Below are 19,490 nucleotides of genomic sequence, written 5' to 3' on the forward strand. Positions count from 1 at the left end.
ACAGGCCGCACTCCAGCCTTGGCTACCGGACACCCAAGCAGTTCAAGGAAGATCAGCAGCAAGAGCAGCAACCGACCCACCGAGCCATCGTCAACTAACCGGTGGTCCTAAAAAACCCGGCAGGTCACGGCGGCGGGGGCCCGGGAGCCGGCGGCAGTGCTGCCGGCCCGCATAGGTTAGCGGCAGCGCGGCCGCCGCCTGTAGGAGCCCATCTTCATGGGCGACCCGGCGCCCCGAACGTAGGGCCCATCCTTATGGGCGACCCGATGCCACCGATCGTAGGAGCCCATCCTCATGGGCGACCCGACGCCCCGAACGACGCGGCTATCTCGTCAACGACACCGGCACAGGGGACGTTCCTGCTGCTGCGACGCCAGTGTCGCCCATGAAGATGGGCTCCTACACGGGGGACCATCGGCGAGGGGCGCTAGCCGGCGGCTCCGCCTTCAATGGCCGGGTGCGGCCACGCCATCGCCGCCGCGCAGCGAGTACAGCGGCTCCAGCAGCCATTCGTGGAGCTTGCGGCGCTCGCCGAGGATGTCGGCTTCCAGCAGCATCCCCGGGCGCAGCGGTTCGGGCCTGCCGTAGGCCAGCACCTCCTGGCGGTCCAGCGCGACCAGGATCCGGTAATGCGGCTCGGACGACGGCGCGCCGGCAACAGGGGGAACCGCGCTGCGCGAGATGCGGGCCACGCGCCCACCCTGGTGGCCGAACTTCTGGAACGGATAGGCCTGGTAGCGCAGCCGTACGCGGTCACCCGGCCGGATGAAGCCGATCGCGCGACTGGGCACCTGCAGCTGGGCCTGCAATCGCGCACCCTCGGGCAATAGGCTCAGCAACGGCTGGCCGGGCTGCACCGCCTGGCCGGGCTCGACGAAGCGATGGGCGACCAGGCCCGCCAGCGGTGCCTTCACCAGCACGCCACCGTCGGCCTCATGGCGGTAACGCTCCTGGGCCAGCAACGCGTGTTCGCGTCGCGCGGTCGCCTCGATGGCTTCGCGCTGGGCCGGCAGCCCGGCCAGCGCCTGCTCCAGCCCGGCGATCTCGCGCGCCAGCGCAGTGGCCTGGCGTTCGAGCACCTGCCGCGCATTGAGCATCTCCAGCATCGCCTGCTCCTGCTGGCGCACCTGCACCACGCTGACATAGCCGGAGGCGGCGACCTCGCGGTAGCGCTCGGCGGTCTCGCGTCCCAGCCGCACCTGCGCGTCGCGCGTGGCGATGCCCGCGCGCACCTGGCCCAGCTCCGTGCGCAGCATCGCCAGCTGGCGCTGCTGGCCCTGCTCCTGGACCGCCAGCTGCGCGAGCTGGGCCTGCGCCAGCTGCGCGCTCGAGGAATCGCGCTCGTCCAGCCCACGGCCGATGACGGTGTGGGCATCGGCACCGCTCGCGGCAACGCGCGGCAGGTCGATTCGCACCAGCGCCTGGTCGCGGGCGACGCTGGCGCCCTCCTCGACCGTCATCCGGCCCACCATGCCCGAGGTCGGGGCGACCACCGTGGACACGCCGAGGTCCGGCACCAGTTGGCCACCCACGCGCGAGCGGTGCGCGTATTCCCCGAACAGGAGCAGGTATGCGACCGCTCCCGCGGCCAGCAGCGCGAACACGGCTCCCACCCACACCGGCATGGGCTGGGCGAGGGAGATCCTGCCGAGCCAGTCCTGTCGCCGCGCCTGTACGACCTCCGGACGGAAGAGCGGCGCATTCATGCCGGCAGGCCAATGATCGACGTGCCGATCCCGCCGACGGACTCCATGGCCGGCGCGGCGCCGGCAGCGAGGCCATCGCTGCGCGGCCTCTCGCAGATCCGGCCATCGCGAAGCTCGAGCACCCGATCGGCGCTGGCGATGGTTTCGGGGCGATGGGCGATGATGATGCGGGTCAGGTGCAGGCGCCGGACCGCCTCGTTGACTTCGCGTTCGCGCGCGACGTCGAGGTGGCTGGTCGCTTCGTCGAGCACCAGCAACTGCGGCTTCCGGTACAGGGCACGGGCGAGAATCACGCGCTGCTTCTGGCCGCCGGACAACGTAGTGCCCATGTCGCCGATCAGGCTGTGGTAGCCCATCGGCATGGCGGCGATCTCGTCGTGCACGGCGGCCTGCCGGGCCGCTTCCTCGATCCGGCGCGGGTCCGCATCCTCGTCGCCGAAGGCGATGTTCTCGGCGATGCTGCCGGCGAACAGGTGGTCGTCCTGCATCACCGCCGCGACCAGCTTCCGGTAGGACGCACTGCCCAGCTGCCGGATGCCGATGCCGCCCCAGCGGATTCCTCCCTCGGTCGCCGGCAGCAGCCCCAGCAGCAGCTTGGCCAGGGTGGTCTTGCCGCAGCCGGAGGCGCCGACGATGGCCACCGACTCGCCCGCCCCGATCCTGAAGTTGCAGTCACGCAGTACCCATGGCTCGCCCTCGGCATAGCGGAAGCCGAGCCCGACCGCCTCGATCGCCGCATCCGCCGGCGTCCCGGTTTCCGGCAGGCCGCTGTCGGACTCCGGCTCGGCCAGCACGATGTCGGCCAGGCGCTCTCCGTGCAGGCGCAGCATGCGGAACTCGACCCCGCGGTCGATCAATGCCGCCACCCGCTGCGCGAACTGGTCCTTGTAGGCCAGGTACGCCACCAGCATGCCGACCGAGAACGCGCCCTCCAGCGTGAGCAGCGCCCCCATCCAGATCACCGCCACCCGTTCGATGCCGAACACCAGCTGGCTGGCAGCCTGGAAGCCGATGCCCATCTGCGCCAGCCGAACCTCCCGGTTGACCGTCTCGCCCATCAGGTTCAGCCAGGCGGACTGGCGGACCGGTTCGCAGCGCGCCACCTTGACCGACTGCATGCCGCGCAGGGTCTCCAGCAGGTGGCCCTCCTGGCGCGCCGCCGCCACGATGTGCTGCTCGGTGCCTTCGCGCAGGGCGCCGAACGCCAGCAGCCGGATGCACAGGTACAGCAATGCGGCCACCAGCGTGACCAGCGCCAGTCGGGGGCTGTACAGCAACAGCATCGACACCGTGGCGACCGCCATCATGCCGTCGATCACCACTTCGACGAACCCGGTGGTGACCGTGCGCTGGATCGCCTGCACGCTGCCGAAGCGCGAGATCACGTCGCCGAGGTGCCGCTTCTCGAAGTAGCCGAGGGGAAGCCGCAGCAGGTGCGCGAACACGCTGGCCGTCCACTGCATGCCCAGCTGCATGGACAGCGCCAGCACCGCCCAGCCCCGCAGCGCACCCGTGCCGACCTGGAGCAACGCGGACAGGCCGAAGCCGATTCCGAGCACCACCAGCAGGTCGCGGTCGCCCGCGACGAGCACCTGGTCGACCACCCATTGCATGAAGAAAGGCGCGAGCAGGACGAATACCTGCAGCACCAGCGAAAGCGCGAATACGACGGCCAGGGCGCGCCAGAAGCCCGATACCGGACCGGCAAGATGGCGCAGCGGGATCGACAGGGGCTGCCGCTCCGGCTTGAACCCGGCCGCCGGCGACAGCTCCAGCGCCACCCCGGTGAAATGGCGCGACAGCTCTTCGGCGGAGACGCGCCGGCTGCCGTTCGCCGGATCGATGATCGAGGCGCCGCGCGGACCCGCCTTTTCGAGTACGACGAAGTGGTTGAGGTCCCAGTGCAGCACGCAGGGTGTACGCAACTGCGTCAGCTCCCCCAGCTCGAGCCGCAGCGCGCGGCCCGACAGCCCCAGCCGCGCGGCGACATCCAGCAACCGCGACAGGCTGGCGCCCTTGAGCGAAAGCGGAAAGCGGCGACGCAGCTCGCGCAGCGGCAGCACCATCCCATGGTGCGAGGCCACCATGGCCAGGCAGGCCAGTCCGCATTCGGCGGGTTCGGCCTGGAGGATGACAGTCCTTGTCACACCTGCACCCTCTCTCGTCAGTTCACTTACCTAGCCCAATCAGAAGAAGCCAAAGCCGGACGTGAGGTACCAAGCCATAACTATGGCATTCACTGCACCATGAACAACCGCTCTCTGAAGCGTTCCAATGTTCTTACTCAGCGCCAACCAACAAAGCACCATCGAAAGAATGAAAGACCATGCCACTGCATTTCTATGAACTAGGGAAAAAACTGCGGATACGACAACCGCCGACAACCAAGGCGTGGCCAGAATCGCCCCTCCACGAAGCAAAAGATTCCTGACCACCTTCTCTTCAAAAATTGGCGCGGTGACTATCGAGCTCGACAAGCCGACGAGAACAGCGACTTCGCTACCGGCAGCAAGATCGGGGAATCGTGTCCTGCCCCATGCAAAAACAACCACCCAGAAGATAGCCAAACTACAACCGAGCAATAGAAGTGCCGCGGCGCGCTTAAGAGTCCAAGATGCAACATGCGGTTCGGGGTAAAGCTTTAGGAGAATTACCGCGAGAAGAAGTTCGGTTAGTGGCTTGGCGCCGGCCACTGCAAAAATCTCTCCTAAGCGAATCAGGCCGGCAGCCAATACCGTCGCGAGGACTCCAGCCCCTAGAAATTGCCACCCAGCGGCACGCGAACCGGGCGGCGTGCGCCCGGCGCGCCTGAACGAGGAAGAGCGCGAGCGCTCTTCCTCGGATTGGTCACTTGATGCGTTCAATGATGCCGGGGACCGTGACAGGACTGGCCGCCAGGAAATTCCACACCGCCTTCCCCGCCGCAGCCCAATCGGAAGCCGAACCGGTACACGACAGAGACGGATCCTTCGACACGGTCACGGTGCACTCCAGCTCCCCACCAGCAACCGCCCCCACCTCATCCACAGTCAGACTACGCATGACATCCACTCCTTGGTTGTATGCATGACGGGCCACCCTGGTCCGCATGGCCGGCTTGGCCGGCCGCCTACCTATCGCACAACCGCCTCGCCGGCGGGATAGTCCGACTCCGGATCCGGGGTCGGAAATCCCTGATCCGCATCACCCCTTCCGCTCCCCCTCCCGCTGCGCCCGGATCTGCGCATCCACCGCGGCGATCGCGGTCATGTTCAGCACCCGGCGCGGGGTGGCGCTGGAGGTCAGGATGTGGACCGGCTTGCTGATGCCCATCAGGATCGGGCCGATGGCCACGCCCTCGGTGACCACGCGGACCATGTTGTAGGCGATGTTGGCCGAGTCCAGGTTGGGCAGCACGAACAGGTTGGCGCGGCCCTTGAGGGTGCTGTTGGGCATGATCTTCTGCCGCAGCAGCTCGTCCCACGCGGTGTCGCCCTGCATCTCGCCATCGACATTCAGCTTGGGCACGCGCTTGAGCAGCAGCTCGCGGACCTTGCGCATCTTCAGCGCGCCCGGGGTCTCGTGGCTGCCGAAGTTGGAGTGCGACAGCAGGGCGATGCGCGGCTCGATGCCGAACAGCTTCAGCCGGTAGGAGGCCTGCAGGGTCGCCTCGGCGATCTGCTCGGCGGTGGGGTCGTCCTGGACGTGGGTATCGAGGAAGAACCACACGCCCTGGTTGTTGATCACCCCGGTCATGGCGGCGGTGGACTGCACGCCCGGGTCCAGGCCGATCACGCTGCGCACGTAGCCGAGCTTCTTGTGGAAGCGGCCGACCACGCCGGTGAGCAGGGCGTCGGCCTCGCCGCGGGCGACCATGACCGAGCCGATCAGGGTGGGCCGCGAGCGCATCAGGTTCTTGGCCGCCTGCACGGTCACGCCGCGGCGCTCGGTGATGGCGTGGTAGTGCTGCCAGTACTCGTTGAAGCGCGGGTCGTCGTCCTGGTTGGTGATCTCGAAGTCCACGCCGGCCTTCATCCGCAGGCCCAGGCGCTGGATCCGGCTCTCGATCACCTCCGGGCGGCCGATCAGGATCGGGAAGGCCACGCCCTCGTCGATCACGGTCTGCACCGCGCGCAGCACCACCTCTTCCTCGCCCTCGGCGTAGGCCACGCGCTTTTTGTCGGCGCGGGCGCGGTCGTAGACCGGCTTCATCATCAGGCTGGTGCGGTAGACGAACTGGCCCAGCTTCTCGCGGTAGGCGGCCATGTCCTCGATCGGGCGCTCGGCAATGCCCGAGTCCATCGCCGCCTGGGCCACGGCCGAGGACAGCTCCACCAGCAGGCGCGGGTCGAACGGGCGCGGGATCAGGTATTCGCGGCCGAAGCTGGGGATGTCGTCGCCGTAGGCGCTGCCCAGGTCGGAGGCCTCGCGCCGGGCCAGCGCGGCGATGGCGTGCACGCAGGCGACCTTCATCGCCTCGTTGATGCCGGTGGCGCCCACGTCCAGCGCGCCGCGGAACAGGTACGGGAAGCACAGCGCGTTGTTGACCTGGTTCGGGTAGTCCGAGCGGCCGGTGGCGACCACCGCGTCCGGGCGCACGCGCTTGGCGTCCTCGGGCAGGATCTCCGGATAGGGGTTGGCCAGGGCCAGGATGACGGGGTTCTCCGCCATGGTGGCGACCATCTCCGGCTTGAGCACGCCGCCGGCGGACAGGCCGAGGAAGACGTCGGCGCCCTTGACGATCTCCTCCAGCGTACGCGCCTCGGTGTCACGGGCGTAGCGCTGCTTGTCCGGGTCCAGGTCGGTGCGGCCGGTGTGGATCACGCCGCCGCGGTCGAACGCGGTGATGTTCTCCGGCTTCAGGCCCAGCGACACCAGCATGTCCACACAGGAGACGCCGGCCGCGCCCATGCCGGTGGTGGCCAGCTTCACGTCCTCGATCTTCTTGCCGACCACGTGCAGCGCGTTGACCACCGCGGCGCCGACGATGATCGCGGTGCCGTGCTGGTCGTCGTGGAACACCGGGATGTTCATCCGCTCGCGCAGCTTGCGCTCGACGATGAAGCACTCCGGCGCCTTGATGTCCTCCAGGTTGATGCCGCCGAAGGTCGGCTCCAGCGAGGCGATGATGTCGACCAGCTTGTCGGGGTCGTTCTCGTCGATCTCGATGTCGAACACGTCGATCCCGGCGAACTTCTTGAACAGCACGCCCTTGCCTTCCATCACCGGCTTGCTGGCGAGCGGGCCGATGTTGCCCAGGCCGAGCACCGCGGTGCCGTTGGTGACCACGGCCACCAGGTTGCCGCGGACGGTCAGCTCGCTGACCTGCCTGGGGTCCTCGACGATCGCTTCGCAGGCGTAGGCCACGCCGGGGGAGTAGGCCAGCGCCAGGTCGCGCTGGGTCAGCATCGCCTTGGTCGGGGCGACCTTGATCTTTCCGGGGCGGGGCTGGCGGTGGGAGTCGAGGGCGGCCTGCTTGAAGTCTTCTTGTTCGGACATGTCCGTCACGGCGAGGGGCAGGCACGGGATTCTACGCGGACGCCGCTGGCGGGGTCCCGGCCGCGGCCGCCGCGCTGGCTGACGGAATCGGCACAGGCGCTTGCGGCAACGGGCTGACACCGGTTGCAGGCGGCGGCCGGCCCGGGTGGCGCGGGGCGGCGTGGCGCGGTCCGCGCGCCTTCGCGTATGAAAAAGTTTTCCAGCCCTTGTGCTACGTGGTACATAGGTTGCGGTAAGGAAGGCGGGGGCCACGGGCCGGATCGGGATGCCACACGAGAATTTCTTTCAGACGCCGGGCGGAGAGTTGGCCGGCAAGGGCCTGGGCGCTGGCCAGGCGGTGTTCGACGCCGGGGAAGTCGCCGCGGCCGGCTGGCGCATCCTCGAAGGCGAGGTCAGCCTGCCGGTGGCGGTGCTGCGCGACTCGGCCCTGGCCCACAACCTGGACTGGATGCGCCGGTTCATGGCCGCCTACGGGGTCGAGCTGGCCCCGCACGGCAAGACCACGATGAGTCCGGAGTTGTTCGCGATGCAGCTCGACGCCGGGGCTTGGGGCATCACCCTGGCGACCGCGCCGCAGGTGCACGACGCGTACCGCCACGGCGTGCGCCGGGTACTGATGGCCAACCAGCTGGTCGACCGGGCCAACATGGCGATCATCTCCGGGCTGCTGGCCGATCCGGAGTTCGAGTTCTGCTGCCTGGTCGATTCGGCGGCCAATGCGCAGGCGCTGGGCACGTTCTTCGCCGGCCGCGGGCAGCGCCTGCGCCTGCTGCTGGAAATCGGCGTGGCCGGCGGCCGCACCGGCGTGCGCGACCAAGCGCAGGCGCGCGAAGTGACCCAAGCCATCGCGCGCTGGCCGCAGTCGCTGGCGCTGGTCGGGGTGGAGACCTACGAGGGCGTGCTCAAGGATGAAGCCGGGATCCGCGCCCTGCTCCGTCGCACGGTCGCCACGTTGCAGGCGCTGCGCGAGAACGGCGCCCTCGCCGAGCCGGTCTCGCTGCTGTCCGGGGCCGGCTCGGCCTGGTACGACGTGGTCGCCGAGGAGTTCGCCGAGACGGCGAAGGATCCCGGCGTGCGCGTGCTGCTGCGGCCGGGTTGCTACCTGACCCACGACGCCGGCGCCTACCGCGAGGCCGATGCGCGCATCCACGCCGCCAATCCGGTCGCCCGCTCGATGGCCGAAGGACTGCGCCCGGCGCTGCAGCTGTGGGCCTGCGTGCAGTCGCGGCCCGAGCCGGGCCGGGCCATCGTCGGCCTGGGCAAGCGCGACGCGGCGTTCGACGCCGGCCTGCCGCTGCCGGCGCTGCACTACCGCGCCGGCGACGACGCGCCTCGCGACGCGCCGGCGCACTGGCGGCTGGGCGCGATGATGGACCAGCACGCCTTCCTCGAACTGGCCGGCGACGACGACCTGCAGGTCGGCGACCTGCTGTGCTTCGACATCTCGCATCCGTGCCTGACCTTCGACAAGTGGCGCCACCTGCTGCGCGTGGACGACGCCTGGCGGGTGACCGGCGCCGTGCGCACGTTCTTCTGACCGCATGGTCACCGGGACCCTGCTGCTGCTCTACGCCGCCATCGCGATCTGCGCGCTGATCGTGCTGATCGCGCGCTACCGGCTCAATCCGTTCATCACCCTCACCCTCGTGTCGCTGGGCTTGGCCCTGGCCGCGGGCATGCCGGCCGGCGAGATCGTCGCTGCCTACGAGCAGGGTGTGGGCCGCACCCTGGGCCATATCGCCCTGATCGTGGCGCTGGGCACCATGCTCGGCAAGATGATGGCCGAGTCCGGCGGCGCCGAGCGCATCGCGCGCACGCTGATCGCGTGGTTCGGCCCGGGGAACGTGCACTGGGCGATGATGCTGGTGGCGTTCGGCATAGGGCTTCCGATCTTCTTCGAGGTCGGCTTCGTGCTGCTGGTGCCGATCGTGTTCAACGTCGCCCGCCGCACCGGAGTACCGCTGCTGCTGGTCGGGCTGCCGATGGTCGCCGGACTGTCGGTGGTGCACGGGCTGGTTCCGCCCCATCCGGCGGCCATGCTGGCGGTGAAGGAATACCAGGCCGACGTCGGCCAGACCGTGTTCTACGCGCTGCTGGTCGGCCTGCCGACCGCGGCGCTGGCCGGGCCGGTGTTCGCCAGGTTCGTCGCCCCGCGCGTACGGCTGCCGGCGCACAACCCGATGGAAGCGGCACTGCTGGACGCAGGCCACGGCCGCGTGCCGGACGAACAGTTGCCCGGCTTCGGCATCACCGTCGCCACCCTGCTGCTGCCGGTGGGGCTGATGCTGCTGGGCGGCTGGGCCGACGTGCTGGCCACGCCGGGCACCCAGGCCAACGAATGGCTGCGCTTCCTCGGCAATTCGGTGGTGGCGCTGCTGCTGGCCACGCTGCTGAGCTTCGTCACCTTGGGCCTGATGCGCGGCTTCAACCGCGAGCAGATCCTGAAGTTCTCGCAGGAGTGCCTGGCGCCGACCGCGGCGATCACCCTGCTGGTCGGCGCCGGCGGCGGACTCAACGGGATCCTGGTCAAGACCGGCGTGGCCGCGGAGATCACCGCGCTGTCGCAGCGCTTCGAGCTGTCGCCGCTGCTGATGGGCTGGACCGTGGCCGCGCTGATGCGCATTGCCACCGGCTCGGCGACGGTGGCGATGAGCACCGCCGCGGGGATAGTGGCTCCGATCGCGCTGGCCGCCGGCTACCCGCACCCGGAACTGCTGGTGCTGGCCACCGGCGCCGGCTCGCTGATCCTGTCGCATGTCAACGACGGCGGCTTCTGGCTGATCAAGGAGTACTTCAACATGTCGGTGGCGCAGACGTTCAAGACCTGGACGGTGCTGGAGACGCTGGTATCGCTGGTCGCACTGGCGCTGACCGCGCTGCTGGCGACGGTGCTGGGCGCGTGACCGTGCACGATTTTGTCTACCAGCTGCGCCAGCGCCTGGACGGTTTCAGCCCGGTGGAGCGGCGCGTCGCCGATGCGATCCTGGCCGACATCCCGGCCGCGGCGCAGTCGGGCGTGGGCGAGCTGGCCGCGCGCGCCGGGGTGAGCGTGGCGGCGGTGTCGCGCTTCGCCAAGGCGGTCGGCTGCGCCCATGTGCGCGAGTTGCGCGCGCGTCTGGCCGAGGCCGGCGCGGTCGGCCGGCGCTTCCTCGAGCAGGCCGACGCGCCGCCGCTGCCGGCGCTGCATGCGCAGATCGCCGGCGATGTCGAAGCGGTGGTGCGCCGCAACCTGGCCGGCCTGGCCGAGCCGGTGGTCGGCTCGCTGGCGCAGGCGCTGGCCGGCGCGCGCCGCGTGCACGTGTTCGGCATGGGCGGCAGCTCGGCCGTGTTCGCGCAGGAACTGCAGCACCGCCTCACCCGGCTGGGTCTTCCCGCCGCCGCCTGCAGTGACGCGGTGGCCATGCGCATGCTCGCCGCGGCGATGGAGCCGGGCGACGTGGTGGTCGCGCTGTCGGTGGGCGGGCTCAACCCGGAACTGCGCGAGGCACTCGAAATCGCCCGCGGCTACGGCGCGCGGCTGGCGGCGATCACACGCGCCGGCACGCCGCTGGCCGCGCAGGCCGAATGGCTGCTGCCGCTGGTGCTGGACGAGACCGACTTCGTGTTCAAGCCCTCGGCCTCGCGCTATGCGGTGCTGCTGGCGATCGACGTGCTGGCCACCACCGTGGCCCTGTGCGATGCGGCCGGCAACCGCGAGCGGCTGCGCCGGACCAAGCTGGCGCTGGACACCTGGCGCGGCGGCGACGACGAACGCCTGCCGCTGGGGGACTGACGTGGGCCGCACGCGCTCCCCTGCCCGCCATGACTACGACCTGGTCGTGCGCGGCGCGTGCGTGTACGACGGCAGCGACGCGCCGGGCGCGGTCGTCGATGTCGGCGTGCGCGACGGCGGCATCGTCGCGGTCGGCACGGTCGAGGGCAGCGCCGGCGAGACCGTCGACGGCAACGGGCTGGCGCTGGCCCCGGGCTTCATCGACGTGCACACCCACGACGACCTGGAAGTGATCCGCCAGCCGGCGATGCCGGCCAAGCTGAGCCAGGGCGTGACCACGGTGGTGGTGGGCAACTGCGGGATCAGCGCCAGCCCCGTGGTGCCGGGCGGCGGCGCGGGTGGCGGCGGCGTGCCCGATCCGATGAACCTGCTCGGCGCCGACGAAGAGTTCGCCTATCCGCGCTTCGCCGACTACCGCGCCGCGGTCGAGGCGGCACGCCCGGCGGTGAACGTGGCCGCGCTGGTCGGCCACACCGCGCTGCGCCAGAACCACATGGACCGCCTCGACCGTGCCGCCAGCGACGCGGAGGTCGCGGCCATGCGCGTGCAACTGCGCGAAAGCCTGGACGCCGGCGCGCTGGGCCTCAGCACCGGCCTGGCCTACGCCTCGGCGCTGCAGGCCCCGGACAGCGAGGTGCTGGCGCTGTCGGAGGAACTGGATGGCCGGCGCCATGCCTACGCCAGCCACCTGCGCGACGAGTTCGCGCGGATCGTGCCGGCGATGGAAGAGGCGATGGCGGTCGGCCGCCACAGCGGCGCGCCGGTGCGGATCTCGCACCTCAAGTGCGCCGGCGTGGACAACTGGGGCCGCAGCACCGAGGTCCTGGCCGCGCTGGAGCATGCGGCGCGGGAGCATCGCGCCGACGTCCAGGACGTGGCCTGCGACTGCTACCCCTACGCGGCCAGTTCCTCGACTCTTGACCTGAAGCAGGTGACCGGCGACTACGACATCCTGGTCACCTGGTCCGAACCGCATCCGGACCAGGGCGGCCGCCTGCTGGCGGACATCGCCGCCGACTGGCACACCACCCTGGTCGGCGCGGCACGGCGGCTGCAGCCGGCCGGCGCGGTGTACCACTGCATGGACGAGGCCGACGTGCGCCGGATCCTGGCCCACCCGCTGACCATGATCGGTTCCGACGGCCTGCCGCGCGACCCGCGCCCGCATCCGCGCCTGTGGGGCACCTTCCCGCGCGTGCTCGGCCACTACGCGCGCGATGCGGGGCTGTTCCCGCTGCATACCGCCGTGCACAAGATGACCGGCCTGCCGGCCGCGCGCTTCGGCCTGCACGACCGCGGTGCGATCCGCGCCGGCATGGCGGCCGACCTGGTGCTGTTCGACCCGGCCACGGTGCGCGACGTGGCCGACTTCCACAATCCGGTGCAGCCGGCCGCGGGCATCCACGCCGTCTGGGTCAACGGCCGCCGCGCCTACGACGGCCAGGCGGTGGCTGCCGGGCGCCACGGCCGCTTCCTCGCGCCGCGCTGACTTCCTTCCGTTCCCAGGAGACGATCCATGAGCGACATCATCCGCTACGGCGCCGAGGGCGGCACCGGCCAGGGCCGGCAGCACATGCCGTTCTCGCGCGCGGTGCAGGCCGACGGCTGGCTGTACGTGTCGGGGCAGGTACCAATGCGCGACGGCGAACTGGTCACCGGCAACGTCACCGAGCAGGCGCACGTGGTGATCCAGTCGCTGCTGGCGATCCTGGCCGAGGCCGGCTACGGTCCCGAGCACGTGGTCCGCTGCGGGGTGTGGCTGGACGATACGCGCGACTTCTACGCGTTCAACAACGTGTTCCGGCACTACTTCGGCGAGCACCCGCCGGCGCGCGCCTGCGTGGAATCGCGGATGGTGGTCGACTGCAAGGTCGAGGTGGACTGCGTGGCGTACAAGCGTCCCGGGTGATCGCGCTGCTCCCGGGGCCGAATCGTTGGCTGCCGGGCGCCATGGCAACGGTGAGCGGCTCGCGGAACGTGCGGCGCGGTCGCCCATGAGGATGGGCTCCTACAGGGGTCCGCATGCCGCGCAAGGAATCCCGCACGCCGCGCAACCAAACGCGCACCGCCACGCTTCCCGTGTAGGAGCCGATTCATCGGCGACCCGATGACGGCCGCACCGGCGAGTCCGTCGCGATTCCGGCGGCGCGGTCGCCCATGAGGATGGGCTCCTACAGGGATCCCCACGCCGCGCAAGGAATCCCGCACGCCGCGCAACCAACCGCGCACCGCCACGCTTCCCGCGTAGGAGCCGATTCATCGGCGACCCGATGACGACCGCACCGGCGAGGCCGTCGCGATTCATCGGCGACCCGATGACGGCCGCACCGGCGAGGCCGTCGCGATACCGGCGGCGCGGTCGCCTCGCGGCGCGTTGCCCCCGGCGGGCCTCAATCCAGCGGGCAGTCGGCGATCCGGTCCATCCGGATGCGGTTGGCGAACAGCGAGAACGCGAGCATGCCGGCCAGGCCGCTGGCGCGGTGCGCCCACGGCGGCAGCCAGCGCGGTGGCGCGAGGGTGCCGTCGTCGAACAGCGGTTCGAAGCGCACCAGGTCGTCCAGGGTCATCTTGCCGGCGAACAGCCAGCGGCACAGGCGCAGCCGGTCCTGCTGCAGCGCGCGGCGGAAGAAGGTGTGCACGCCGATCAGCCCGCGCAGGTACACGGTGTCCTTGGTGAAGGCGTGGCCGCCGGTGAGCGGCACGCCGCGGAATACGCGCTGGGCCGAGACGAAGCTCTCCGCCTCGTTCTGCCCGCCGTCGAGGAAGTAGCGGAACACCTGCAGGAAGTCGGCGCCCTCCAGCGCCATGGCCACCGCGTCGATGCGCATGCTGATCCGCTTCATGCGCTCGATGTCGATGCTGCCGGTGATCTGTTCGGCGAACGTGGCCAGGCCCTCCTGGGTGGCGGTGACCCGCGGCGAGGCCAGGCCCAGGCTGCGCAGGTGCGGCTGTTCGCGGCCGTTGATCGCGGTGAGCGAATGCACCAGCGCCTCGTGGTGGAACAGCTGGCGGCGGTCGTAATCGCTGAAGGCGGCGCCGGCGCGCAGGCGGATCCGCGACGGGCCGGCGGCGGCCTTGGCGATCAGTTCCGGGTCCAGCTCCACCGTGATCACGCGCGCGCCGAAGAACTCGTCCAGGTCGCGCTGCAACTGCAGCGACAGCGCGGTCGCCGAGATCGGCACCTGTTCCTGCGGCGCGAGCAGCTCGTGGTCCAGCTCGCTGGCGATCTGGATGAAGTGCCCCGCGGCCTCGCGTGCGGTGGGGCCGTCGCCGGGCAGCACCTCGTCCGGGCGGCCGAACAGTGCGATCGACTCGGTGCAGGCCTGCGCCGTGCCCAGCACCTCGAGCAGCGCGGCAGCGCGGCTCCAGCTGGCCGCGGACTCGCGCAGGTAGTCGCCGAGCGGATGGCCGGGCTCGGCCGCGATGGCGATCGCGTCCAGTTCGCGCCGTTGCGCGCCGAAGTCCAGTGGCCGATAGGCGACCTCCGGCAACGCCGCCACGCCGCGATGCCAGCGCTCCAGGAACTCGACCTGGACCCGGGCCGGCCAGCTGGCCAGCGCCAGCAGGCGGATGTCGCGCACCGCCTCGACCATGCGCGCGTCGAGCGCGGCGTGGTGGACCACGTCGCGCGGCGCGCCGGTCATGATGGCGGGCCCGCTCATCCGGCCAACCGGGCTCGCAGGCCGGCGAGGGGCAAAGCGACCACGCGGATGGGCAGGGGCATCGGCATACGCTGGCGCAGGAGGTCGCAGCCAGTCTAGCCAAGCCGTCCGCCGGCCGGCGTTCACGGCGGGGAAACGCCCGCGCGGGAACCCTGCTGGCGAGCCGCTTGCCCTGGCCATCGGCGACCGGGTCCTCACCCTGCCGCTGGCGGTGTCGGGTTCCGGTGCGCGCTACGCCGACGCCCAGGGCAACGAGCTGTGGACCAAGGGCATGGAGGACGGCAGGTTGACCCTGGCCGGCGAGCCGCCGCGCACCTGCGTTGCGGCGGAGTAGCCGCCCGGCCGCGCGTCAGCGGCGCGGGTATTTCTCGTCCAGGCGCTTGCGCAGTGCCTTGTTCTGCACGCGCGCGTCCGACTTCTGCGCCAGCCGGGTGGCCAGGCGGTCGGCGGCGCCAGCGATCTCGTCGCGCAGCTTGAGGTAGTTGGCGACGCGCGCCGGATCCAGCGCACCAGCCTCGATCGCCGCGCGGATCGCACAGCCCGGTTCGCTGCGATGGGCGCAGTCGCTGAAGCGGCATTGCGCGGCGACCGCCTCGATGTCGGCGAAGCCGCCGTCGGCGAGTTCTTCCTCGCCGGTGGGCTTGAGCTCGCGCATGCCGGGCGTATCGATCAGGCAGGCGCCCGACGGCAGCGCGATCAGCGCGCGATGGGTGGTGGTGTGGCGGCCGCGCGAATCGTGCTCGCGCACCGCGCTGGTGCGCATGCGTTCCTCGCCGAGCAGGCTGTTGGTCAGGGTCGACTTGCCCGCGCCGGAGGAACCGACCAGCACCGCGGTGCACCCGGGCGCCAGCCACGGCGCCAGCGCGGCGACCGCGTCGCCGTCCTTGGCGTTGAGCGCGAGCACCGGCACCCCCTGCGCGCGCAGGTCGGCCAGCGCGGCCAGCGCGGCATCGACGTCGGCGCCGTCGCGGTCGGCCTTGGTCAGCACGACGACCGGCTGCACGCCGCCCCCGCCGACCAGCAGCAGGTAGCGCTCGATCCGGCGCGGGTTGAAGTCCGCGTCCAGGCCGCAGACCACGAACGCGGTATCGACGTTGGCCGCGATCACCTGCTGCTGGTAGTGCTCGCCGGCCGCCGCGCGCTTGATCGCGCTGCGCCGTGGCAGCAGGGCCAGGATCCGGCGGCCGTCGTGCAGCACCCAGTCGCCGACCGCGGCGCGTTCGTGCAGCGGGATGCCGTCGGCCGTGAATACCGGGCGACGCTGCCACTCCGGCGGCGACTCGGCGCGGAAACCCGTGTCGGGGGCGTCGGCGAGCACGTAGCCGGTGCGGTGCTGTTCGCTCACCCGCGCCGGGCGGGCGCCGGGATGGCCCGCCGCCAGCGCCTGCCAGTCCGTGTCCTCCGCTTCGCCCACCCACGGCCAGCCGATGCGGCGCAGGGAGGGGTAGTCGGGGGCGGCAGGCGTCATCGACGCATTGTAGTCAGCCGCGGGCGACGAACCCAGCGGAACGGACCGACGCCCTGCCCCCTCGTACGAAGAGATGCCGTGTCGCGCACGCGGGTCCCGCGGCAGGCACGCCGACCTGCCGGCTGCCCGGGCGGTGGTTCAGTCCGCGGCGGCGGTGGCGCGCCCGTCGCGGTCGAGCAGGCCGTGCATGGACAGCCAGCGCACGTAGGCATCGAACCAGCCGGTACTTGTGGTGGTCTTGGGGTACATGCCGAAGCCGTGCCCGCCCTGCTCGTAGAAGTGGAACTCGACCGGACGGCCGGCCGCGCGCCAGCTCTCGACCAGGCCGAAGCCGCTGTTGGCGAACAGGCCGTCGTCGGCGGCCAGGGCGATGAACAGCGGTGGCGCATCGGCCGGCACGGCCACCGGCGCCAGCGGGCCGTAGATGTTGGCGATGAACGCCGGCCTGGCCTCTTCGCCGGCCAGGGTGGTGGCCATGGTCAGCATGGCGCCGGCGGAAAAGCCGACCATGCCGATCCGCTGCGGATCCACGCCCCACTCGCCGGCGCGTTCGCGCACCAGGGCGAAGGCGGCGCGGGCATCGGCGATCTGCGGGCCCAGGCCGGCGATCGCCTCGGCCGGGTCCATGCGCCGCGGCGGACCGCCGGCGAACATCTCGCGCATCGACTGCTCGAAGGCCTTCATTTCGGCCGGGGTCTGGTTGAGCCGGTACTTCAGCACGAACGCGGCCACGCCACGGTCGGCCAGCGCGCGGGCCACGTCCCAGCCCTCGTTCTCCATCGACAGGGTGCGGAAGCCGCCGCCCGGGGCGACGATCACGGCGGTGCCGGTGGCCTTGGCCGGGTCGGGCAGGAACGGGGTCAGGGTGGCCACGGTGACGTTGCGCGCGAAGACCCTCTCGTACTGGCGATGCCACGACTCGGCGGTGCCGGCCCCCGGCAAGGCACCGGTGCCCAGTTCGATGGCATCGGGCTGGGCCGGGATCGCGATCGGGACCATCGCGTCGTCCTGCGCCCGTGCGGCCGGCACGGCGGACAACCCGGCCAGAGCGAACAGCCAGGCCGCCGCGTGGGCGAACGCGGCAGTGCGCGGGAGCGCGCGGGGAGTGGACGTCATCGGGTTGCCTCCTGGATGGGACGATTCGAGTGCGGATGCATGCGCGCTGGCGAGCATAGGCCAGCGTCCGCGGCGCAGTGATCAGGAGTTGCGTGGCCGACATAACGCCTTGGTGATGGCTGTGCGGCGCGGAATGGGCGCACCGGCTTGCGGCCCCTCCATCCGCGGTCCGGCCCGGGCTCCGTTGCGACAGAAACAGATCGCCCCGGCGCGTCCGTTGCGTCCCCAATGGCAACAGGCACTTGCGGGCGCTTTTTTCGCTACCATGCGAACCTCTTCCCACCCCCGCCGGCGTGCCGCCATGTCCATCGAGAAACCGCTCAGCGTCCGCGAGCGCCTGTCAGAAGTCCGCTACGAGATCCGCGGAGAACTGGCCCGGCGAGCGCATGCGCTGGAGGCGGAAGGACGCACGCTGATCAAGCTCAACATCGGCAATCCCGGCGCGTTCGGTTTCCGCGCCCCCGCGCACCTGCAGCGGGCGATCATCGACGACATCGACCACACCGACCCCTACACCCACCAGCTCGGCCTGCCGGCCGCGCGCGAGGCGCTGGCCTCGGCCTACCGCGCGCGCAACGCACCGCACGTGGACAGCGACCGGGTGTTCGTCGGCAACGGCGTGTCCGAGCTGATCGACATGACCCTGCGCGCCCTGCTCAATCCGGGCGACGAAGTCCTGGTGCCCTCGCCCGACTACCCGCTGTGGTCGGCGGCCACCATCCTCAACGACGGCCGCCCGGTGTACTACCGCTGCGCGCCGGAGAACGGCTTCCTGCCCGACCCGGTCGAGGTCGAGGGCCTGGTCTCCTCGCGCACCCGCGCGATCGTGCTGATCAACCCGAACAACCCGACCGGCGCGGTCTACCCGCGCGAGCTGCTCGAGCGCCTGGTCGCCATCGCCCAGCGCCACAACCTGCTGCTGCTGGTCGACGAGATCTACGACCAGGTGCTGTACGACGGCGCCGCGTTCGAGCCGCTGGCGCCGATCGCCGGCGACCACCCGTGCATCACCTTCAGCGGCCTGAGCAAGGTCCATCGCGCCTGCGGCTGGCGGGTCGGCTGGGCCGTGCTCACGGGCACCCGCGAGCGCACCTCCGAGTACCGCAACGCGCTGGACCTGCTGTCGGGCCTGCGCCTGTGCGCCAACGTCGCCGGCCAGTACGCGATCGCCGCGGCGGTCAACGGCCCGGACACGATCAGCGAACTGTGCGCGCCCGGTGGGCGCCTGTACGAGACCCGGCGCGCGGTGATCGAGGCCTGCGCCGCCAGCGAGCACCTGCGGCTGGTCGAACCGGCCGGCGCGCTGTACGCGTTCCCGTCGGTGGTCGGTCCGGCGGCGCGCGGCTTCGACGACCACCAGTTCGCGCTGGAGCTGCTGGAGACTGAGGGCGTGCTGATCGTGCCCGGCTCCAGCTTCAACGTGCCCTACCGCGACCATTTCCGCGTCACCCTGCTGCCGCAGGCCGGGGTGATGGGCGAGGTGTTCGGGCGTATCGACCGTGCGCTGGCGCGCCGTGCCGAAGCGGCGACCAAGGTCGTGCCGCTGAAGGCCAAGTCGCGGCACGCGGCGGCCTGAGCGCGACCCGCCGCACGATGACCGGCCCGGTCGATCCGACATCCCCTGCCGCACCGGCCTACCTGGCGCTCGGCGATTCCTACACCATCGGCGAAGGCGTCGAGCCGGCCGGGCGCTGGCCGGTGCAGCTGGCCGCCGCCTTGCGTGGCGAAGGCATCGCGATCGCCGATCCGCGGATCATCGCCACCACCGGCTGGACCACCGACGAACTGGACGCGGGCATCGACAACGCGCACGCGCAGGCGGCGATCGGCCACGAGCATGCGCTGGTCAGCCTGCTGGTCGGGGTCAACAACCAGTACCGCGGCCGGCCGCTGGACGAGTTCCGCGTCCAGTTCGCCGCGTTGCTGCAGCGGGCGGTCGCCTTCGCCGGCGGCGATCCGCGGCGGGTGCTGGTGCTGGCGATCCCCGACTGGGGCGTGACCCCGTTTGCCTTCGCCCAGTCCCGCGATGCCGGCCTGGTCGGCGCGCAGGTCGACGCGTTCAACGCGGTCTGCCGCGAGGAGGCCGCACGCGCCGGTGCGCACTGGATCGACATCGCCCCGGTGAGTCGCGCCCGCGGCGGCGAGGCCGCGATGCTGGTCGACGACGGCCTGCATCCGTCGGCGGCGATGTACGCGCTGTGGACCGCGCAGGCGCTGCCCGCCGCGCGGCAGGCGCTGGGCCGGTGAGCGACGCGGCCGCCACCGCCGCGCGCAACGATCCCGCGCGC

Annotated in this window: 16 protein-coding genes; 8 read left to right on the top strand and 8 right to left on the bottom strand. The window is 71.1% G+C overall.

Features of this window, described 5'->3' with window-relative positions; translation table 11 throughout:
• Positions 1 to 446: 446 nt before the first annotated feature.
• From CSC66_RS14500 to CSC66_RS14520, 5 genes are all read right to left on the bottom strand, one after another.
• Positions 447 to 1,706, bottom strand: a complete 1,260-nt coding sequence (locus CSC66_RS14500; RefSeq protein WP_162378127.1) for an HlyD family secretion protein — start codon at positions 1,704 to 1,706, stop codon at positions 447 to 449.
• The gene (locus CSC66_RS14505) at positions 1,703 to 3,853 is read right to left on the bottom strand and encodes a peptidase domain-containing ABC transporter (protein ID WP_274381874.1); all 2,151 of its coding nucleotides are present in this window, start codon (positions 3,851 to 3,853) and stop codon (positions 1,703 to 1,705) included. Before CSC66_RS14505 ends, CSC66_RS14500 begins: the two co-directional genes overlap by 4 nt.
• A 39-nt stretch (positions 3,854 to 3,892) precedes the next feature.
• Complete coding sequence (locus CSC66_RS14510; RefSeq protein WP_162378128.1) at positions 3,893 to 4,438, bottom strand: CPBP family glutamic-type intramembrane protease; 546 nt, start codon at positions 4,436 to 4,438, stop codon at positions 3,893 to 3,895.
• A gap of 115 nt (positions 4,439 to 4,553) precedes the next feature.
• Entirely contained in the window at positions 4,554 to 4,748 is a 195-nt protein-coding gene (locus tag CSC66_RS14515; protein WP_162378129.1) for a hypothetical protein, read from the bottom strand.
• A 141-nt stretch (positions 4,749 to 4,889) separates the two neighbouring features.
• Positions 4,890 to 7,184: an NADP-dependent malic enzyme gene (locus CSC66_RS14520; RefSeq protein WP_162378130.1), complete on the bottom strand. Its 2,295-nt coding sequence runs from the start codon at positions 7,182 to 7,184 to the stop codon at positions 4,890 to 4,892.
• Between the two features lie 265 nt (positions 7,185 to 7,449).
• Between CSC66_RS14520 and CSC66_RS14525 the strand changes: the two genes are divergently transcribed.
• From CSC66_RS14525 to CSC66_RS14545, 5 genes are read left to right on the top strand one after another with little or no spacing between them, the layout of a single operon-like run.
• Positions 7,450 to 8,721 (top strand): amino acid deaminase, encoded by a 1,272-nt coding sequence (locus CSC66_RS14525; RefSeq protein WP_162378131.1) that lies wholly within the window; start codon positions 7,450 to 7,452, stop codon positions 8,719 to 8,721.
• A gap of 4 nt (positions 8,722 to 8,725) precedes the next feature.
• Positions 8,726 to 10,087, top strand: a complete 1,362-nt coding sequence (locus tag CSC66_RS14530; RefSeq protein ID WP_162378132.1) for a GntT/GntP/DsdX family permease — start codon at positions 8,726 to 8,728, stop codon at positions 10,085 to 10,087.
• Positions 10,084 to 10,956, top strand: coding sequence for a MurR/RpiR family transcriptional regulator (locus CSC66_RS14535; protein WP_202935665.1), 873 nt, complete (start codon positions 10,084 to 10,086; stop codon positions 10,954 to 10,956). The genes CSC66_RS14530 and CSC66_RS14535 overlap by 4 nt, the downstream gene beginning before the upstream one ends.
• A 1-nt stretch (position 10,957) precedes the next feature.
• Entirely contained in the window at positions 10,958 to 12,445 is a 1,488-nt protein-coding gene (locus CSC66_RS14540) for an N-acyl-D-amino-acid deacylase family protein (RefSeq protein ID WP_202935666.1), read from the top strand.
• A 27-nt stretch (positions 12,446 to 12,472) separates the two neighbouring features.
• Positions 12,473 to 12,865, top strand: a complete 393-nt coding sequence (locus CSC66_RS14545) for a RidA family protein (protein WP_162378134.1) — start codon at positions 12,473 to 12,475, stop codon at positions 12,863 to 12,865.
• Between the two features lie 481 nt (positions 12,866 to 13,346).
• Here CSC66_RS14545 and CSC66_RS14550 read toward each other — a convergent pair whose 3' ends face one another.
• Positions 13,347 to 14,618 carry a flavohemoglobin expression-modulating QEGLA motif protein gene (locus CSC66_RS14550; protein ID WP_379655919.1) on the bottom strand — a complete coding sequence of 424 codons (1,272 nt, stop codon included), beginning with the start codon at positions 14,616 to 14,618 and terminating at the stop codon, positions 13,347 to 13,349.
• On the opposite strand from CSC66_RS14550, the gene CSC66_RS17715 reads away from it, so the two are divergent.
• Positions 14,602 to 14,952 (top strand): MliC family protein, encoded by a 351-nt coding sequence (locus CSC66_RS17715; RefSeq protein ID WP_274381875.1) that lies wholly within the window; start codon positions 14,602 to 14,604, stop codon positions 14,950 to 14,952. The two genes, CSC66_RS14550 and CSC66_RS17715, sit on opposite strands and share 17 nt — an antisense overlap.
• A 15-nt stretch (positions 14,953 to 14,967) precedes the next feature.
• Here the strand turns inward: CSC66_RS17715 and rsgA are convergent, their stop codons facing one another.
• Positions 14,968 to 16,086, bottom strand: a complete 1,119-nt coding sequence (gene rsgA, locus CSC66_RS14560) for a ribosome small subunit-dependent GTPase A (protein WP_162378136.1) — start codon at positions 16,084 to 16,086, stop codon at positions 14,968 to 14,970.
• A gap of 138 nt (positions 16,087 to 16,224) precedes the next feature.
• Positions 16,225 to 17,202 carry an alpha/beta hydrolase gene (locus CSC66_RS14565; RefSeq protein ID WP_162378137.1) on the bottom strand — a complete coding sequence of 326 codons (978 nt, stop codon included), beginning with the start codon at positions 17,200 to 17,202 and terminating at the stop codon, positions 16,225 to 16,227.
• Positions 17,203 to 17,503: 301 nt separating this feature from the next.
• On the opposite strand from CSC66_RS14565, the gene CSC66_RS14570 reads away from it, so the two are divergent.
• Together CSC66_RS14570 and CSC66_RS14575 are read left to right on the top strand one after the other, a co-directional pair.
• Entirely contained in the window at positions 17,504 to 18,778 is a 1,275-nt protein-coding gene (locus tag CSC66_RS14570) for a pyridoxal phosphate-dependent aminotransferase (protein ID WP_162378138.1), read from the top strand.
• Positions 18,779 to 18,795: 17 nt separating this feature from the next.
• Entirely contained in the window at positions 18,796 to 19,449 is a 654-nt protein-coding gene (locus tag CSC66_RS14575) for an SGNH/GDSL hydrolase family protein (RefSeq protein ID WP_162378139.1), read from the top strand.
• Positions 19,450 to 19,490 lie beyond the last annotated feature (41 nt).

This window comes from Pseudoxanthomonas kaohsiungensis, assembly GCF_010211765.1.
Taxonomy (GTDB): Bacteria; Pseudomonadota; Gammaproteobacteria; order Xanthomonadales; family Xanthomonadaceae; genus Pseudoxanthomonas; species Pseudoxanthomonas kaohsiungensis.

What these genes read in the sequence shown, in the direction of transcription:
- CSC66_RS14500 (WP_162378127.1), bottom strand. Translation starts at nt 1,706, where the DNA reads ATGAATGCGCCGCTCTTCCGTCCGGAGGTCGTACAGGCGCGGCGACAG.
- CSC66_RS14515 (WP_162378129.1), bottom strand. Translation starts at nt 4,748, where the DNA reads ATGCGTAGTCTGACTGTGGATGAGGTGGGGGCGGTTGCTGGTGGGGAG.
- CSC66_RS14520 (WP_162378130.1), bottom strand. Translation starts at nt 7,184, where the DNA reads ATGTCCGAACAAGAAGACTTCAAGCAGGCCGCCCTCGACTCCCACCGC.
- CSC66_RS14525 (WP_162378131.1), top strand. Translation starts at nt 7,450, where the DNA reads ATGCCACACGAGAATTTCTTTCAGACGCCGGGCGGAGAGTTGGCCGGC.
- CSC66_RS14530 (WP_162378132.1), top strand. Translation starts at nt 8,726, where the DNA reads ATGGTCACCGGGACCCTGCTGCTGCTCTACGCCGCCATCGCGATCTGC.
- CSC66_RS14545 (WP_162378134.1), top strand. Translation starts at nt 12,473, where the DNA reads ATGAGCGACATCATCCGCTACGGCGCCGAGGGCGGCACCGGCCAGGGC.
- CSC66_RS17715 (WP_274381875.1), top strand. Translation starts at nt 14,602, where the DNA reads ATGGCGGGCCCGCTCATCCGGCCAACCGGGCTCGCAGGCCGGCGAGGG.
- CSC66_RS14550 (WP_379655919.1), bottom strand. Translation starts at nt 14,618, where the DNA reads ATGAGCGGGCCCGCCATCATGACCGGCGCGCCGCGCGACGTGGTCCAC.
- rsgA (WP_162378136.1), bottom strand. Translation starts at nt 16,086, where the DNA reads ATGACGCCTGCCGCCCCCGACTACCCCTCCCTGCGCCGCATCGGCTGG.
- CSC66_RS14565 (WP_162378137.1), bottom strand. Translation starts at nt 17,202, where the DNA reads ATGACGTCCACTCCCCGCGCGCTCCCGCGCACTGCCGCGTTCGCCCAC.
- CSC66_RS14570 (WP_162378138.1), top strand. Translation starts at nt 17,504, where the DNA reads ATGTCCATCGAGAAACCGCTCAGCGTCCGCGAGCGCCTGTCAGAAGTC.
- CSC66_RS14575 (WP_162378139.1), top strand. Translation starts at nt 18,796, where the DNA reads ATGACCGGCCCGGTCGATCCGACATCCCCTGCCGCACCGGCCTACCTG.